9 protein-coding genes are annotated in these 19,232 nt (G+C 39.8%); 6 read left to right on the top strand and 3 right to left on the bottom strand.

The features are described 5' to 3' along the window. Positions 1 to 95 precede the first annotated feature (95 nt). The 5 genes from ccoN to ACED20_RS17265 all read left to right on the top strand — a co-directional run bounded on the left by ccoN (position 96) and on the right by ACED20_RS17265 (position 11,882). The gene (gene ccoN, locus ACED20_RS17285; protein WP_294240495.1) at positions 96 to 2,375 is read left to right on the top strand and encodes a cytochrome-c oxidase, cbb3-type subunit I; all 2,280 of its coding nucleotides are present in this window, start codon (positions 96 to 98) and stop codon (positions 2,373 to 2,375) included. A gap of 16 nt (positions 2,376 to 2,391) precedes the next feature. Beyond that, positions 2,392 to 3,279, top strand: coding sequence for a cytochrome c (locus ACED20_RS17280; RefSeq protein ID WP_378105981.1), 888 nt, complete (start codon positions 2,392 to 2,394; stop codon positions 3,277 to 3,279). Between the two features lie 284 nt (positions 3,280 to 3,563). After that, positions 3,564 to 8,585, top strand: coding sequence for a translocation/assembly module TamB domain-containing protein (locus tag ACED20_RS17275; RefSeq protein ID WP_378105979.1), 5,022 nt, complete (start codon positions 3,564 to 3,566; stop codon positions 8,583 to 8,585). Beyond that, complete coding sequence (locus ACED20_RS17270; RefSeq protein WP_294240506.1) at positions 8,585 to 10,912, top strand: BamA/TamA family outer membrane protein; 2,328 nt, start codon at positions 8,585 to 8,587, stop codon at positions 10,910 to 10,912. Before ACED20_RS17275 ends, ACED20_RS17270 begins: the two co-directional genes overlap by 1 nt. Before the next feature lie 16 nt (positions 10,913 to 10,928). Next, positions 10,929 to 11,882 (top strand): YihY/virulence factor BrkB family protein, encoded by a 954-nt coding sequence (locus tag ACED20_RS17265; protein ID WP_294202027.1) that lies wholly within the window; start codon positions 10,929 to 10,931, stop codon positions 11,880 to 11,882. A gap of 139 nt (positions 11,883 to 12,021) precedes the next feature. Here the strand turns inward: ACED20_RS17265 and argS are convergent, their stop codons facing one another. From argS to ACED20_RS17250, 3 genes are all read right to left on the bottom strand, one after another. After that, positions 12,022 to 13,782, bottom strand: coding sequence for an arginine--tRNA ligase (gene argS / locus ACED20_RS17260; RefSeq protein ID WP_378105974.1), 1,761 nt, complete (start codon positions 13,780 to 13,782; stop codon positions 12,022 to 12,024). A gap of 106 nt (positions 13,783 to 13,888) precedes the next feature. Then, entirely contained in the window at positions 13,889 to 15,469 is a 1,581-nt protein-coding gene (locus ACED20_RS17255) for a SusD/RagB family nutrient-binding outer membrane lipoprotein (protein ID WP_294201593.1), read from the bottom strand. A 14-nt stretch (positions 15,470 to 15,483) separates the two neighbouring features. Beyond that, positions 15,484 to 18,483, bottom strand: a complete 3,000-nt coding sequence (locus ACED20_RS17250; RefSeq protein WP_294201591.1) for a SusC/RagA family TonB-linked outer membrane protein — start codon at positions 18,481 to 18,483, stop codon at positions 15,484 to 15,486. A 118-nt stretch (positions 18,484 to 18,601) separates the two neighbouring features. On the opposite strand from ACED20_RS17250, the gene ACED20_RS17245 reads away from it, so the two are divergent. Then, on the top strand, positions 18,602 to 19,186 hold the full coding sequence (locus tag ACED20_RS17245; RefSeq protein ID WP_294240511.1) for a ribonuclease HII: 585 nt from the start codon (positions 18,602 to 18,604) through the stop codon (positions 19,184 to 19,186). The last annotated feature ends 46 nt before the right edge of the window (positions 19,187 to 19,232 follow it).

Below are 19,232 nucleotides of genomic sequence, written 5' to 3'. Positions count from 1 at the left end.
ATATTTACATTTTCTGATGATTTGGGGGTAACAAATTACCGTAAAATTTCTGTTTCAGAGAATAAATATCACCTCATTACAACAACATAGGAATTATGGAGACGCAACAATTTAAGTATGACAATAATATTGTCAGAGCATTCCTCTATGCTACTATCGCATTCGGCCTGGTAGGCTTTTTACTCGGACTTACCGCCGCCCTGATGCTTTTTTATCCCGAACTTCCGGAATTTCTTTTCGGAACAGACGACACAACAATTAAAAGCTTAGCTTCAGGAAATATCCAGGGACTGATCAACACCCAGGGAGCTTTAGGCTTCGGACGAATCAGAATGCTTCATACCAGTGCCGTGATTTTTGCTTTTGTCTGCAACTCATTTTTCTGCGGTGCTTATTACAGCATGCAGCGGCTGCTGAAAACCAGAATGTACAGCGATACCTTATCCTGGATTCATTTCTGGACCTGGCAGATCATGATTGTTTCGGTCGTTATTACTTTCCTGATGGGAATCAACACTTCCAAAGAATATGCAGAGCATGAATGGCCGATCGATATTTTAATTACCATCTCATGGGTGATCTTCGGGATCAATATGTTCGGAACCATTGCGAAAAGAAGGGTAAGGCATTTGTACGTCGCCATCTGGTTCTATATGGGGACCTGGCTGGCCGTGGCGATGCTTCATATTTTCAATAACCTTGAAGTTCCGCTGTCGTTTACCACCTGGAAATCCTATTCCATTTACGCAGGAGCGAAAGATGCCTTGGTACAGTGGTGGTACGGACATAATGCGGTTGCGTTTGTACTCACGACTCCGGTTTTAGGTCTGATGTATTATTTCTTACCGAAAGCAGCAGACAGGCCGGTATTTTCCTATAAACTATCCATCATCCACTTCTGGTCGCTGATCTTCGTATATCTTTGGGCAGGACCGCACCACCTGCAGTACACTGCACTTCCCGCATGGGCTCAGGCGGTGGGAACCGGATTCTCCATCATGCTGATCGCACCGTCCTGGGGTGGCATGCTGAACGGGCTTCTGACCTTAAGGGGAGCCTGGGATAAAGTAAGGGAAAACCCGATCCTTAAATTCTTCGTCGTAGCTGTTACCTGTTACGGGATGGCCACTTTCGAAGGCCCGCTTTTAGCGACAAAATCATTAAATAAAATCGGACATTACACCGACTGGGTGATCGGCCACGTACATATCGGTGCCTTGGGATGGAACGGTTTTATGGCCTTCGGGATTGTCTATTATCTGATTCCTGTAATGTGGAGAACCGAACTCTGGTCTAAAAAATTAGCCAACTGGCATTTCTGGCTGGGAACCCTGGGAATTATATTCTATGCCGTACCGATGTATATTTCAGGATTTACCCAAGGGCTAATGTGGAAGCAGTTCAATCCGGACGGAACCTTGGTTTGGAAAAACTGGCTGGATACCGTAACTGCGATCATCCCGTATTATAAAATGCGGTTTTTAGGTGGACTTTTCTATCTCTCAGGTGCCATTTTAATGGTGGTGAATGTCTTTAAAACCATTAAAGCAGGCTCATTCCAGAAAGACGTACCGGCAGAAGCTCCGGCACTGGCCAACATCGGTTCGGGAAGAAAAGAAGGAGAAGGGCTTCACTTATGGATTGAAAGAACACCGAGAATTATGGCTATCCTGGCTTTCATTACCGTAGCCATCGGAGGTCTGGTAGAAATTATTCCGACCCTGACTTTAAAACAAAACGTTCCCACGATTACTGCCGTAAAACCATACTCACCGCTTGAGCTGGAAGGAAGAGACCTCTACATCCGTGAAGGCTGTAACGCCTGCCACTCGCAGATGATCCGGCCGTTCCGTGATGAAATCGTACGGTTTGAAGGAAAGAACGGACAATATTCCAAAGCAGGGGAATTCGTTTATGACCGGCCTTTCCTCTGGGGTTCCAAAAGAACAGGCCCGGATCTGCAGAGAGAAGGCGGAAGAAACCCGGATTCATGGCACTTCAAACATATGTATAACCCGAGAATTACCTCCGCAGGTTCCATCATGCCGCGCTTCCCATGGCTGATCAGCAATACGCTGGACAGAAGCCAGACGGTCAACAAAATGAAGCTGATGAAAAATTACTTCGATGTTCCTTACACAAAAGCTGAGATCGATTCTGCAAACCAATGGGCAGACAACCAGGCCGGCGGTATTGTGAAGAAAATTTACTCCGAAGCGAAAGACGTTAAAGATCAGATTGAAAAAGACAAAGCAGCAAAAGGCGCCGCATTTGTTCCACTGGAAAAAAGAGAAATCGTAGCCATGATCGCTTACCTGCAAAGATTGGGCACCGACATCAAAACGACCCAGATCCAGACCGCAAGTATAAAATAATGTAAAAGAACATCACATGAAAACAAGAACCCCAATTTCCGTCTATATCCTTGTCACCGTAGGTTTAACGGTCATGGCATTTAAAATGTTCGCACACGATTCGGGATACTTTTCCTCACCGTTTTTCTGGGGACTGCTGCTGATCGCCGTTATTCTTCTGCTGATCATGAACTCCATCGGAGATCTCGTTGAAAACGAAAATGTAAAAAAACTGTCGGATGAAGAAAGGGCAGCTTATATCAAAGAAAAAAATACACCTTATTTTCAGAAGCTCTGGAATTCCGCATTCAAAAAGCAGTCGGCCACCGAAGAGAAAGACATCCTGATCGATCATGGATTCGATGGAATTACGGAACTCGACAATTCGCTTCCCAAATGGTGGATCGGGCTATTTTATTTCGGGTGTATCTTCTGTGCAGTATATCTTACCGCTTTTGCCTTTACCGATTATGCACATCCTGATGCCGAACTCAACAGCGACACCAAAATAATGCTGGCTTCCATCGCGGAATTTGAAAAAACAGCCCCTCAGATCACATTGGAAAACGCAAAATACAGTGCAGACAATATTGCGGAAGGTCAGGAATTGTTCAAAACCAACTGCGTTACCTGCCATGGTGAAAATGCGAAAGGCGGAATAGGACCGAACTTAACCGATACCCACTGGATCAACATCAAACAGAAGAGCCTTTTTAAAAACGTGATCTGGATGCTGGAAAACGGTTCGCCCAACAACCCGGCCATGCGCCCGATGATTAAAGAAGGAACCATTACCGGAAGGGATGCGGAAAAGATTGCCGCTTACATTTACCATATCAACCAGGAAACACCACCCGTTACCGTTGCCCAGGGTGGAGCCGCTCCGCAGGGAACGGAAGTGAAATGGGAAAACGGAAACGAATAAAACATTTTATCTCAGCATATAAACCATGTCATGCCCTCTTTAGAACCAAACGTAATTAAATTCATTTTTACCAGACCTTTTCAATAGAAAAAATGATTACAAAGAGGGCTTTTAAAATTCAAATCCGTGCTTTGACTGCCTCCATCAACTGATTCACTTGACAATTAACTAAACTAAATTCCATTAGCAGGCAGTCAAGGCAGGATTTTTGTATTCCCATTGGGTACCATAACATATAAACAGTACAGAAAGTATCATTATATTTGTTTAAACCCAATCACACTTTGAAACTGAAAATCAACACCCGAAAACTCTTAAAGCGTTTTGCAATTACCATTATATCCATAGTGGTATTTTTCACATTACTCATCCTCAGTTTAAGACTTCCGGCCGTTCAGAATTTTGTTAAAGACAAGCTGGTGGTGTATCTTGAAAAGAAAATCAAAACCAAGGTCAGTCTTGAAAGGGTCTACATCGGATTTCCGAACAGCCTTATCATGGAAAATCTTTATCTGAAAGGCCAGAATATCGATACCCTTTTAGCGGTAAGAAAGCTGGATGTCGGCCTCAATATGATGAAGCTCATTAATTCCACAGCCGATATTACTTCGGTAGATCTGCAAGGTGCAAGAGCCAATGTGGTGAGAAAACCCGACGGTACATTCAACTTCGATTATATTCTTGATGCTTTTGCCACGACAGACAAAGAAGAAAGCCCATCGAAACCTTTTATCATTTCTCTGGATAAAATTAAATTAAAAGACATCGGGATTACCTTCAACGACCAGCAGTCGCGGAACGACATTCAGGTGTATTTAAAATCCTTTGATACCCGGGTACAGACTTTCGATCTTCAGAATAACAAATATGCCGTCAACGACATCAAACTGGACGGATTAAAACTTAAACTGAAACAGGATCTCATAAAGGAAGTTTCTGAAAAAGTGGAAAAGAAAGTTGATTCCCTGAATAGCAAAAAGCCGATGCAACTCGGTTTAAAGGGAATTAAACTGACGAATTTCAACATCGATTACGGCGACGACAATACCAGGACTTTTGCAAAGGTTGTGTTTAAGGAACTCAGCACGAAAGTCAATAAACTCGATCTTCAGAATAATGCTTATGATGTAGGCAATGTTTTCCTTTCCGGAGCAGACATCAATGCCAATCTTTATCTTCCTGCTAAAAATGCCAAAGAACCTGAATCGCCAAAAACCAGAGATCAGCAGAAAGCTTTGGCCCTACTGCTGGGAAAACTGGTCTTAAATGATGTAAAAGTAGCTTACAACAATACCGCGATTGCCCCGACAAGACAGGGAATGGATTTCAATCATCTGAATTTTTACAAGCTGAATCTAGAAGTAAAGGATTTCAAAATGCAGGACAATACCTTCGCCGGAAGCGTTAATTCAGCAGAGATACAAGAAGCCAGAGGTCTGAATATCCAAAAATTCAACACGGATTTTGTATATAACCAGAAAGAAGCTTATTTAAAAGATTTATACTTACAGACTCCAAAAACGGTTTTGCAGGATGAGGTGGTGTTAAATTACAATTCTATCGAACAACTAAGTTCCAACTTAGGTGCCGTACAGGTTTCTGCCAACATAGAAGATTCCAAAATCGGATTCTCCGACATTCTGAACCTTGTTCCGACTTTGAGAAATACAGCGCCTTTCAATAAATATCCCAATGCCATCGTGAATGTGGATGCCAATGTAAAAGGAAGTGTGAATGATCTGCTCATTAATAAACTTAAAGTCTCCGGACTGGATCAGTTAAGGGTTGCTGCTTCAGGAAGGGTGAAAAACGCAATGAATCCCAACAATCTGTATTACGATTTAAGGATTGCCGAATTGTCTTCCTCCGCCAGGACGATCTTTAACCTTGTTCCCAAAAATACCATTCCTTCCAATATTTCCCTGCCTTCCCAGATGAGCATTAAAGGAACGGCAAAAGGAACCACCAAAGTGGTAAACGCCAATTTGAACCTCTACTCTACTTTAGGAAATGCTTCCGTGGATGCCAATCTGGATATGCGCAGGAAAAACAGGGAACTTTATACTGTAAAAGCCAATCTTCAGGGCTTGCAGATCGGAAAAATTATCCAGAATAAAGATATCGGGCCTATTTCTGCCCAGATTTACGCCAAGGGAGAAAGTTTCGATTTCAAAAATGCCAACGCCGATCTGAGAGGAAATGTTGCCTCTGCCGTGTACAAAGGATACCGTTACCAGAATATGAACCTGACCGGGAAAATCAGACGCGGTGTATACGACGTTATTTTAAATTCCAAAGATCCGAACGCCAATTTATTTCTAACGGCTTCCGGGGTTTACAATGAGAAAAATCCTACCGTAAAAATAAACGGAAATATTAATAAATTAGATTTAAACAAATTAGGATTCTACAAAGATCCGATGATCCTTGCCGGGAAAATCGACGGGGACTTTAAAAACTTAGATCCGGATAATCTGAACGGTTATCTGAATTTAAAAGATTTCGCCATCTCGGATACCAAAGAAATTTACCCGATCCAAGAGATGAACTTAAAGGCATCATCGACCAACGATTCTACAAACATCATTTTCAATTCTCAGATTGCCGATGTGGAACTAAGGGGTAAATATAAGCTGACCCAGATTTTCGGAGCTTTATCCAATACCGTGAACCAGTATTACCAGTTCCAAAAACCCGGAAAAATGCAGAAGATACAGGGTGGGCAATTCTTTACTTTTAATGCAAAAATTAAAAATGACGACCTGATCCGGAAATTTGTACCGGAGCTGAAAAGTTTTGAAACCATCAACCTTAACGGAAACTATGATGCCGATTCGCAGAAAATAGAAATCGACGGGCAGATCCCGCAGGTGCTCTACGGTGAAAATTCCATTGAAAATGCGACGATTAAAGTGACCAATGAAAACCAGGCGCTTCAGTATAATCTTTATGTAGGTGGACTGAAAAGCTCAAGCTTTGCTTTAAATAAAATAGGAATTGCCGGAGATGTAGCCAATAATATCATCAATTATAACATCACGACAAAAGATGAAAAGGATGTCACCCAGTTCCTGATCGCAGGAAATGCCAAGTCGCTGAATGACATTACCGAAATTTCACTTAATCCTAACGGATTAAAATTGAATTATACCGACTGGACCGTCTCCGAAAACAATAGGATCCAGATCGGCAAAAACGGAATCCTGGCAGATAATTTCAGGCTATCGAATGCAGGAAGCGAAATCTTATTACAGTCTGAAAGCCAGACTGCCAATGCACCGCTGAACGTTTCATTAAAAGATTTCAAGATTGAAACCATTACGGAGCTCATAAAAAAAGACACGGTATTAGCCAGAGGAACGATTAACGGAACCGCACAACTGAGAGATTTGACCAAGAAAATGACATTCACCTCCGACCTGAATATTTCGGATCTCATCGTCTATGGAAGCCCGGTCGGAAATCTTGCCGTGAAAGTAAATAATACTTCGCCGAATCTCCTGAATGCCAATATAGCTCTTTCCGGGAATAACAATGATGTGAAAATTCTCGGCGATTACAATACTTCTTCCAGTACTTTCGATCTGAATATGGCCATCAACCAGCTTCAGATGAAATCGGTACAGGGATTCTCGATGAATGCGATCACCAATACCGAAGGCTATATTTCCGGGAATTTAAAAATTACAGGGACAGCCGCCAAACCGAATATTTTAGGTAAAGTAAAATTCAATGATGCGGGCTTGGAAATTGCGAAAACGGGAAGCGATTTCAGGAAGCTGAATGATGAAATTGATTTTACCAGCCGCGGAATCGAATTCAACGATTTTAAAATCAATGATAAAGACGGAAACTCGCTGAAGATTGACGGCCAGGTCCTGACACAGACCTACAGGGACTTTGCTTTCAATCTTGATGTAAATGCAAAAGACTTTAAGGTAGTCAATTCCGAAAAGTCCAATGAAGCCCTTATGTATGGGGTACTATCGATCGACGCCGGTTTAAGGATCAGAGGAAACCTTGACCTGCCGAAAGTAGACGGAAGACTGGCGGTGACTGACGATACGGATTTCACCTTCGTTCTTCCGCAATCCTCACCTACCCTGCAGGAAAGGGAAGGTATCGTGGAATTCATCGACCAGGATCAGGTAGCTCTGAATAAGACCATCAAAGCCGATTCCATCAGTTCGCAAACCCGTATGAAAGGGATGGACGTCAATGTAAACATCGAACTCAGCAAGAAAGCCAAATTGTCATTGCTGATTGATAAAGCCAACGGTGATTTTGTGAAACTCCAGGGAGAAGCCGAATTGACGGGCGGCGTGGATCCGTCAGGAAAAACAACACTCGTCGGCGTTTATGAAGTGGAATCCGGAAGCTATGAAATGACGGTAAGTGTACTGAAACGAAAATTCGACATCCAAAAAGGAAGTACCATTACCTGGACCGGTGAACCGACTACCGCCAACCTGGATATTACCGCAGTCTATAAAACCGAAACCGCACCAATCGACCTGGTGGAACAGCAGATCAGCGGTGAAGCGGCTTCTACTCTAAATCAGTTTAAGCAAAAAATTCCTTTCAACACCCTGCTGATCATGAAAGGGGAACTGCTGAAGCCTGTGATTACTTTCGATATAACCACCGATAAGAAAAACAATGCGGTTTCTTCCAATGTAACGGATATTGTTGATCAGAAATTATCCCAGCTGAGAACCCAGGAATCCGAAATGAACAAACAGGTTTTCGCCCTTCTTCTTCTGAACCGGTTTGTCGGTGAAAATCCATTCCAGTCCGGAGCCGGAACTTCCGGCGAAATGCTGGCCCGTCAGAGTGTGAGCAAGATCCTTTCGCAGCAGCTTAATAATCTGGCCTCCGATCTGATCAAAGGTGTGGATCTTAATTTTGACCTTGAATCTTCCGAGGATTATTCCACCGGAAATAAAAATACGAGAACCGACCTGAATGTCGGGCTTAGTAAAAAACTGCTGAATGACCGGCTGAAGGTTTCGGTAGGAAGTAATTTTGCCCTCGAAGGAGAAGCCCGCCAGAATGAAAGCACCACGAATATTGCCGGTGACGTCACGGTGGATTACAGCCTGTCCCGCGACGGACGATATATGCTCCGGGCTTACCGTAAGAACGAATACCAGGTAGCATTACAAGGGCAGATCGTAGAGACCGGATTAGGATTTATCATCACGCTCGATTATGACAAATTCCGGGAAATCTTCCAGAAATCAAAAAACAACAGGCAGAAGGAACAGAAAAAAAATAAGCAAAACCAGGTTGTAGAATTTAAATAATGGACAAAAATTATCAGACCTATTTCAGATATTTACTGACTTTCGGAATGGCTTCAGCTGCACTTTCCTGCAGCAATACGAGATTCCTGAAGGAAGGACAGATGCTGTACACCGGCGCAGAAGTAAAAATTGAAAACGATACCCTTCCGAAAAAGGAAAAGAAGGATCTTCAAAGTGCGTTAGAAGCCAATCTTACGCCAAAACCCAACTCATCGTTCTTAGGATTAAGACCTAAACTATACTTTTATAATATTGCCAAAGAGCCGAAGAAAGAAAAAGGCTTTAACTACTGGCTGAAATATAAAGTGGGTGAAAAACCTGTTTTACTGGGTGATGTAGACCGCGAATTCAACAAAGATATCATTGTCAACTATGCTGAAAACAAAGGCTATTTCAATGCACAGGCAACCTACGATACCATTTCTAAAAACAGGAAGGCAAAAGTTATTTACACTGTAAGACCGGGAGCCAGGTATCTGATCAGTGACGTGAAGTTTCAGCAAGATTCTTCTCTGGTGAATCAGGAAATCCGGAATACTTCAGAGAGAACATTATTGAAAAGGGGGAATCCTTTTGATCTTGATGTGATTAAATCTGAACGGGAAAGGATCGATAACCGTTTAAAGGAAAGAGGATTCTACTATTTCCATCCGGACAATATCATTGTACAGGCCGACAGTACGGTAAGCAAAAACCATAAAGTCGAGCTGAACGTAAAACTGAAAGACAATACGCCTGATATTTCAACGGAACAGTTCAGCATCGATAAAGTGATTGTTTTCCCAAATTACAATATTCAGGATGTAAAAAACGGAAAGTACAATGTACCGATGAATGCGGATTCGCTGGAAAAATACCGGCACAACGATATTTATGTTATTGACCCCGAACATAAATTCAAACCGAAAATTTTCGACCGCGCTTTATATTTTAAAACCGGAGACCTTTATAACCGGACGAATCATAACCTGACCTTAAACCGGCTGATCAGTTTAGGTGTTTTTAAATTTGTGAAAAATGAATTTATCGTTTCGGATTCGTTACAGCACAAGTTTAATGCATATTATCTACTGACCCCGAGACAGCTTCAATCGCTCCGTCTGGAAACATTGGGAAGGACAAATTCTGCCAACTATGCGGGAAGTGAAGTAAACCTTAACTGGACCCACCGGAACTTTTTCCGCGGTGCAGAGCAGTTTAAAGCTTCGGTATACGGTGCTTTCGATTTCCAGATAGGAGGACCGGAGAATGCAAAGAATATTTTCAGGACCGGTGCCAATGCACAGCTTTCCATTCCGAGGATCGTAGCACCGTTCCGATTTAATTCTTCCAGTGCTTTTGTACCGAGAACCAATATTTCCTTAGGCTATGAATTCCAGAACCGGACGGAATATTATTCATTAAATACTTTTACAGGCTCATTTGGTTACGTATGGAAAGAGAATGCAAGAAAGGAACATGATCTGAAAGTTTTGGATATTACATATGTTTCACCGGCCAACGTTACTCCTTTATATCAGTCTATTTCATTAGCTAATGATGCTTTACGAAGAGTTGTCCAACCACAATTGATTTTCGGTCCGATTTATTCTTACACGTATACCAACACCATGCTTCCGAAGGCAAATACTTTCTATTATAAAGGAACTTTAGACCTCGCGGGTAATTTAACCGGTCTTTTAACCGGTGCCAATGCAAAAAAAGATAAGGAGAAAAACATCTTTGGTGTACCTTTCAGTCAGTTTGCCAAAATTGAGAATGACTTCCGGTTTTACCATAAATTCAGTGAAAAAACATCGCTGGCGACAAGGGCTATTGCCGGCATTGCGTATCCTTACGGAAATTCGGAATATATTCCTTTCTCCAGGCAGTTTTTCTCCGGGGGAAGCAATAGTGTGAGGGCTTTCCGTGCAAGAACTTTAGGGCCGGGAAGCTTTGACCCGAGAACGATTAAAGAAGGTTACTATTTTGATCAGTCCGGTGATGTAAAACTTGAACTGAATGCTGAATACCGTGCTAATCTTTATAAATTTTTAAATGCAGCCATCTTTGCTGATGCAGGAAACGTGTGGCTGATCAATGACGACCCAACAAGGCCGGGCGCCAAGTTTTCTAAAGACTTTTTAAATGAAATCGCAGTAGGAGCCGGAGTTGGTCTGAGACTTGATTTTTCAATCTTAATTTTAAGACTGGACCTGGCGATGCCTTTACGGGTACCCTACTATGAAAAAGGCGACCGGTGGACTTTTGATAAAATTAATTTCGGAGATTCAAGCTGGCGTAAAGACAACCTTATCCTCAATATCGCCATCGGGTATCCTTTCTAATATAAATGACTATGATATGATGAAGCGCATTAAATTTTACTGGGAAACATTAAAGGAAACATTTACCCAATGGAATAATTCTTCAGCATCAAATGATTCTGCAAGCCTTGCTTATTATGCTATTTTTTCAATTCCGGGGCTGCTGATTATTATCATCTGGATTGCCGGGCATTTTTTCGGAGAAGAAGCCATTCGTGGAGAAATCAGTAACCAGATCAGCGGAATTATGGGACAGGATGTCGCCAAAAGCATACAGGATATGATTGCCGGAGCATTGATTGATAAAGAAAATATCATCATGAAAATTATTGGAATCGGTTCACTGGTTTTCGGTTCGACGACTCTTTTTTTTCAGCTTCAGCATTCTCTTAATAATCTTTGGGAAGTTAAGGCGGCTCCTAAAAAAGCTTTTGTTAAGTTCCTGATCGACCGGGCTAATTCATTGGGACTGATCCTGATTATCGGATTTTTATTAATGATTACCATGCTGCTTTCTTCGGTCATCAGTATTTTTAATAATTGGATTACGGCTTATTTTGGCCTGGAAACCTATATCTTGGTACAGCTCATCAACTTCAGTGTTGGCTTTCTGATTACCATGCTGCTGTTTGCTTTGATGTTTAAATTTTTTCCGGATATCCGTATCCGTTGGAAGCCGGTGTGGAACGGTGCATTTCTGACTGCAGTCCTATTTACCCTGGGAAAATTTTTTTTAAGCCTTTATTTCAGTAAAGCACAGCCGACTTCGGCCTTCGGTGCGGCAGGAACTGTCATCCTGATTATGATGTGGATTAATTATTCCTGCATGCTGATCTTTTTCGGTGCCGAATATACCAAAGTATATGCTCAACGCACAGGATTTAAGGCTATACCCTCCCCGCACGCCACATGGAATGAGGCGAAAATGTATGAGGATAGTGTGAAAGAAAAAAATGAAAGTGAGAAGTCTTCTACCATGAATTCACAGTAAAAATTGTTAATGGCCGGGAAGTAGAAAATTGAATTTTTATATATGACCGAGGTACTTAAATGATTAAACATTGATTCAATATTGTCAGATTCACATTAAAGCAAACCAAAACCTTCAGAAATCCTGAAGGTTTTGGTTTTTACATTCTGTTTACGGTTTTTATTCCTAATAAACTTAAAGATTTTTTAATGGTTTTCGCGGTGAGGTCTGATAAATTCAACCGAATCTGCTTTACATTTTCGTCTTCCACTTTCAGAACAGGATTACTCTGATAGAAAGAGTTATAAGCTTTTACCAGATCATATAGGTAATTCGCGATAAGAGCCGGGCTTAACAGTTCTGCAGCTTTGGCAACCGTAGGTTTGTAATTGGCCAGCAGCATCACCAGCTCCTTTTCCTGAGCATTCAGCTGAATATCCGCAATATCTCTAGGCTGATAATCTGCTTTTCCTAGTAAAGACTGAATTCTGGCATACGTGTAAAGAATAAATGGCCCTGTATTCCCGTTAAAATCGATACTCTCTTCCGGATTGAAAAGCATTTTCTTTTTCGGATCTACTTTCAGCATGAAATACTTTAATGCTGCCTGACCGATGATTTCGTAAGAAACTTCTTTCTCCTCTTCCATTAGCCCTTCCAGCTTTCCTAATTCGATGGTCTTTGTTTTTGCAGCTTCATACATTTCCTGCATCAGCTCATCAGCATCCACGACTGTTCCTTCACGGGATTTCATTTTACCGTTTGGTAATTCAACCATTCCATAAGACAAATGGTAAAGCTGATCTGCCCAGGAATATCCTAATTTTCCAAGTATTTTAAACAGCACCTGGAAATGATAATCCTGCTCATTTCCTACGGTATAAATCAGTTTCTGGATATCATTCTGCTTAAAACGCTCGACAGCCGTCCCTAGGTCCTGAGTCATGTACACTGATGTTCCGTCCGAACGCAGTAATAATTTCTGATCCAGCCCTTCGTCCGTAAGATCACACCAAACCGAGCCGTCTTCTTTCCGGTACAGCACCCCTTTATCCAAACCTTCCTGAATAAGGTCTTTTCCTAAAATATAGGTATTGCTTTCGTACTGTACCTGATCGAAATCAACGCCCAGTCGTGTGTAAGTTTCATTGAATCCTTTATAAACCCACGAGTTCATTTCGCTCCAGAGATTTCTTATGTGTTCGTGGCCATTTTCCCAGTCAAGCAGCATTTTCTGGGCTTCTTTTATCAGTGGAGCTTCTTTCTTCGCCTGTTCCTCAGTCATGCCCTGGCTTACCAGTTCTAAAATTTCTTTTTTATATTCCTGATCAAACTTTACATAATAATTCCCTACGAATTTGTCTCCTTTTGTTTCCGTTGTATCCGGCGTTTCCCCTTTTCCGAACTTTTCCCAGGCCAGCATCGACTTACAGATGTGAATTCCCCGGTCATTGATGATCTGGGTTTTAATGACTTCATAGCCTGCCTCTTTTAAAATTTCTGCTACGGAAAAACCCAATAGATTATTTCTGACATGACCTAAATGTAGTGGTTTGTTGGTGTTCGGAGAAGAATATTCGATCATCACGGTAGCATTTTTCTTTTCCACCGTATCGAAATCCTTCACCACACTTTCAAAATTATTGACAAAGAACTGGTTTCTGATTTTAACATTCAGGAAACCTTTGACCACATTAAAACTTTCCAACAGTTCGGTTTGCTGTGTCAATGCATCACCCAACTCTACCCCAATGCTCTCAGGATTTTTCTTCAGCTGTTTCACCAGCGGGAACGTCACAATCGTAAAATCCCCTTCAAATTCCGTTTTATTTTCCTGAACTTCCAGCTGAATGTCCTTCAATTGAAAGACATTTAAAATCACCTCCGAAAGTTTTTCTTCTATTATTTGTTTAATATTCATTATCTGTCGTTTAAAATAATGAGACTTCTACTTCTCGAACTGCAAATATACGGAAATAAAAAAACCGCCCGAGGGCGGTTTTGATATAACAATAAATTATTGTTTTTTATCTCAACCAGAATGGTGAGTATTGATTGATTGAATACATATCATCAATGCTTGGATTCGGTACATTTGCTGTATTTGAAATAAATTCAGACTGCGGGTACATTAATCTTTTAGGCCTTGATGTCTTATAAGCTCCAATTGGCATTGGTAAAACAGGATATGCTGTTTTTGTATAACTAATATACGTCTCTGTAGGATTAATATTTGTAAGAGCAATCCATTTTTGATATTGAATAGCTTGAATCTTATTTGTAGATGCCGGCCATCCGATACCAGGTTTTGAAGCAATATTATTTAAATAAGATGCTGCTTGCGCAGCTGTATTCCCAAACGTTAAAAATGATTGCGTAATACCATCATTAAATGCCGTTTGAGCGTTGAATGTCATTGTTGTGGGATATACTGTTGCAGCTTCAGCTTGTAAGAATTTAACTTCAGAAACAGTCATTATATAACCCGCTGCTGCAGAAGGGTTAGTAGGACCTGAACCATATGCAGTTCCGAATATTCCTAATGTGGCAAAAACACTTTCATCAACTCCGCTAACCTGAGATCCTCCCTGAGGCTGTCCTACATAATTTGCCAATGCAAGATTACCCGATCCTAACCCATTTGCATAAAATAATCTTAGAATTCTAGCATCTGGTACTCCAGTTAATGTTCCATTCAAAGTATTAATAATATGCTCAGAACCAAATATAAGTTGGAAATTTGCACCATAATCATTTCCAGCCAAATTAATGTAGCTATATGCACCATAATATGGATTTTGCAGACCAGCACTAGCTAAATATCCAGGCTGGATTCTAACGTCGGCTGAAATAAAGTTAGCTGAATTACTTACCAAAGGAGCCATTGCTGTCAGTTCCGCATTTCTCCAAGTCAAGACTTCTGCATCTGTACAGTTAGATAGTCTTACCAGCATTTTTAATTTGACTGTATTAGCCATTTGTCTCCAATTAGTCATTGCTCCAGAAAAGATAGGATCTTCAGTTGTGGCAACAGCAAATGATGAGTTTGTAGGTGTTTGATTCAGTAGGACTAATGCTTGATTTAACTCAGTCATCAATCCTTTGTAAACGTCCTTACCCAAATCATATTTTGGATGTAGATTTTTCTGCCCTTTAAATGCTTCACTATAAGGAACATTGTTATAAAGATCAACAATCATTTGCATATAATATGCCTTCATAATTTTAGCAATAGCTACATGGTGAGGATATTGAGCTGCTACTGGACTATCAATAATATCCTGATAATTAGAAATTCCTAAATACAAATTATCCCAAATTTCATTATAGAATGTTGAATTTGCGACCATTTGATATTCTTCACTAAAAGGAGATGCATAACGGTAAATATTACCAGCCCAAGCATTCATCATTAGATTTCCAAATCTATTCATTGTTACAGCTTGAGTGGCAAAAACAGTTGTTTCTGCAGCTGCAAGCCTGTTCTTTGGTGTAAGTTGATTATTATATGCACTGTTAGGATCATTATTAACATCAATGTAATCATTACTACATGAGTTAAAAAACAATAACGTTGCCCCGAAAATGGGTATTAATATCTTTTTCATTATATTCTTTTTAATTAAAAATTAATTGTAGTCGTAACTCCTACTGTTCTTGTAGAAGGATATTGGTTTGAATTGGTTATACCTTGAATATTTCCAGTTGTAAAAGAAGCTTCCGGATCTGCATATCCTTTATTATCTTTCGCAAATTTATAAAATGGATTCCTAGCATACACACTAAAGCTTAATCCTGTTAAACCAATTGATTTAGCCGTATCAGAACCTAATGCATAAGAAATTCCAAGTTCTCTCACTCTAAAAGCAGTACCACTGATGATAAAATTTTCACCTATTACACTGTAAACTCCACCATAGTAATTAGGTAAATCGGCATACGATGTACCTCCAGATTTAATAGATGTGTTCGCTACGTACTGACCCGCAGAGTTTTGATAAACGGAATTAGGAATAATATATCCTCCCTGTGTTCTATCAAAACTAGCTGATTGCTCTAATTGACCAGAAAATGCCATTCCCTGCATTGTACCAGAATATAATTTTCCACCATTTCTATAATCCATTACAGCGTAAAGACCCCAGTTTTTATACTTAAAGTTAGTACTAAAATTCAAAGTATAATTAGGAGTTACCCTACCAAAACTCTTATAAGTATTGGTATACAGTGGATTCCCCGTGTTTTGATCAATAATAATTCTTCCTTGATCATCTCGCTCATAAGCTGTAGCCTTTAAAATAGGGAAATCTTCCCCTACAACAGCATAAATACCAGCATATCCACCTGTAGAAAGATTAACTTCATCTTGTCCGTTAGCAAGTTTCAAAACTTTTGTTCTTTGCATAACCCAACCTAAATTCAGATCCCAAGAGAAATCTTGTGTTCTAATTGGAGTCGCTCCTAAAGTAACCTCTACACCTTTGTTTTTAATATCTCCAACATTGATTGGTGTGTATCTAAGACCTGTAGTAGTTGATGTAGTTTGATTAGTTATCAAATCTTTGGTTTCCTGAATATATGCACTTGCATCTAAAGTAATTCTGTTCTTCAAGAATCCTAAACCTACTGTAACTTCATTTGCGCTTACAATTTCCGGTCGAATATTAGTTTCAGTTGGTGTTTGATTATGTACAAAGCTAATAGCACCCTGTGAATATGATGGATAACCAGGTCCTAACACAGCTGTATCTTCAATGCCATATGTATTTACAGGATCATTTCCTACACGAGTATATGAGCCTTTCACAACTAATCTACTCAGCACTTCACTTTCAACATTAAAAGCTTTCAATGGCATAAATGAAACCCCAACCGAATTATAGAAATAATGAGGATGACTATCTATTGTCTGGTCTGAATGCTGTAATTTTGACGTACTTTCATATCTTCCTGTTGCATTTAAATTTAAATAATCCTTATAAGATAAATCTAGATTTGCAAAAAATGCATATCTATTATTGATAGAACGTGTATTATTTAGATTTGAAGGAATTGTAAGATTCGTTAAGTTCCAATATTGATAAATTCCAGGAATTTTAATTCCTGTACCACTTACAGAAGTAATTTTACCTTCAGTCTGCTGTACGTTATGGCCAACAGTTAATCTCATATTTATGTCTTTAGTAAGATCATAATTGAAATTAGCCATTATATCATTATAAAAATAACGATTTATAGAGTTGGATTGGGAATAAGAGGAAGTAATTCCACTTACAGCAGCAGAAGTACCATTAGAAGTAATAAATGGAACTGCTGTAGCAGCAGAAGCAATATAACCATTATTATATCCCATAGCATCAGTGGAAGTAACCTGTACACTTCCATTATTTGTAAAAGAGATATGATCATTAATTTTATATCCTAATGAAATAGTTCCCGTAAATATATCCTGCTTGGAATTTGACCTTATATTTTTAATTGTCCAATAAGGATTTTGATAATACATATTCCATCCATAAGCATGAGGACTATTTGCAAAAGAAGTAATTGGAATTTCCGCAGAAGACTGTAATAAATTGGGATATAAATCAGCAGATGTTGTTGAAACAGATCGATTGATATAGGTCATACTACCATCCAATGTAAGTTTCCCCAATTTAAATCCTCCATTCAGATTAATGGAAGTCTTTTTCAATTTATCGTCTGCTATAATAAATTCCCTATCTTGTCTATTGATAGTCAAGCCTGCATAAGCACCTTCACTTCCTCCAGTAACCGTTAATGTATTATTAAGATTTAAACCTGTCTGGAAAAACTCTTTAACATTATCTTTACCTCTTGCAGCGTAAGGTGCATAAATACTTGATGCCGCGTCTGCTGCTGGTACATCTCCATTTGGATCTACGGTAATCTTACCATCTCCATTTACATCATAAAAAGGGACACCGATAGCTACATTTTGTCCAGCATAAGCGGGATCTGAATAAGATGGTCCCCAAGCACCATTTTCAACATGAATTCTGTTACCAGCCCAACCTTGACCGTATTGATTCTGTCTTTTAGGAACAAATAGAACATTATCAAATTCTACATTGCTATTAAAGCTAACTCGTGGCTTTCTTGAACCACTTCCTTTTTTAGTAGTTACAACGATAGCTCCATTTACCCCTTGAGAACCATATAGAGCAGCACCTTGCAGACCTAATAATGTAGTAACAGATTCGATCAGATCCGAAGGAATTGATTGAAAAATCGCCATTGTAGAAACAACACCGTCAATTACAATTAATGGAGAAGTATTTCCTGTTAATGTTCTTGTACCTCTAATTTTAATATCATATGTTCCGTCTACGCCATTATTTGTCTTATTGATAGTAAGGCCTGGAACTTTACTTTGTAAAGCTGCAAGAGCATTTGGTGCTCCCGCTTGTGTTAGTTTTTCTTTACTGACCACAACAGCTGATGTAGTAGAAGCGTCAAGTTTCATTTTTCTGTTCATTGCACCAGTCATAACTACTTCAGTTATATCTTGTGTTCTGAGAGTGTCTCGGTTTTGTGCACTCACGATCCCGAAGGAAGATGATAAAACTACCAGTAAAACACTTGCTGTTAATTTCTTCATATTTAAATTGATTATTTTTTATTATTTGCAAATATGTAAAACTTTCTTAAAGTAACCAAATATTTTGTTAAAAATATTTAATATTGCATAGTTAAATGTTTCATATTTTATAATAATTATGAATTTAATAAAAAAATGGTCTGTTTTTTATGTTGAAGCGGGTTGTGATGAGGTAGGAAGAGGCTGTTTATGCGGTCCTGTGGTAGCCGCTGCTGTGATTTTAGATGAAAACTTTAACCAAAATTTAGTTAATGATTCAAAAAAACTTAATTTTAAGACAAGGATGGATCTCGATGGCTATATCAAAGACAATGTTAAAGAATATGCCATTGCAGAACTTCCTCCGGCTTTTATTGACGAACATAACATTCTGAATGCCAGCATTCATGCAATGCACCGGGCACTCGACCAATTGATTACCCGGCCAGAGCTGATTCTTGTTGACGGCAACAGGTTTCATCCGTATAATTTCATCCCCCATGAATGCATCATCAAGGGTGATTCAAAAGTACTCTCGATCGCCGCCGCTTCTATTCTCGCAAAAAATTATCGGGACCAGCTGATGATCGAACTTCATGAAGAACATCCTGAGTATGGATGGGATACCAATTTCGGCTATGCTACCAAAAAACATCAGGAAGCATTAATTAAATTTGGTCCCACGAAATACCATAGACAGTCATTCAGGCTGAAGTATGATTAAGCCTGTATAGATTTTATATACCTTATTACATATATAAAAAATTCCG

It is taken from the genome of Chryseobacterium sp. sg2396 (assembly GCF_042610505.1).
GTDB lineage: Bacteria > Bacteroidota > Bacteroidia > Flavobacteriales > Weeksellaceae > Chryseobacterium.
Note: the sequence above shows the minus strand (reverse complement) of the source record. Positions and strands in the feature narration are given on the sequence as shown.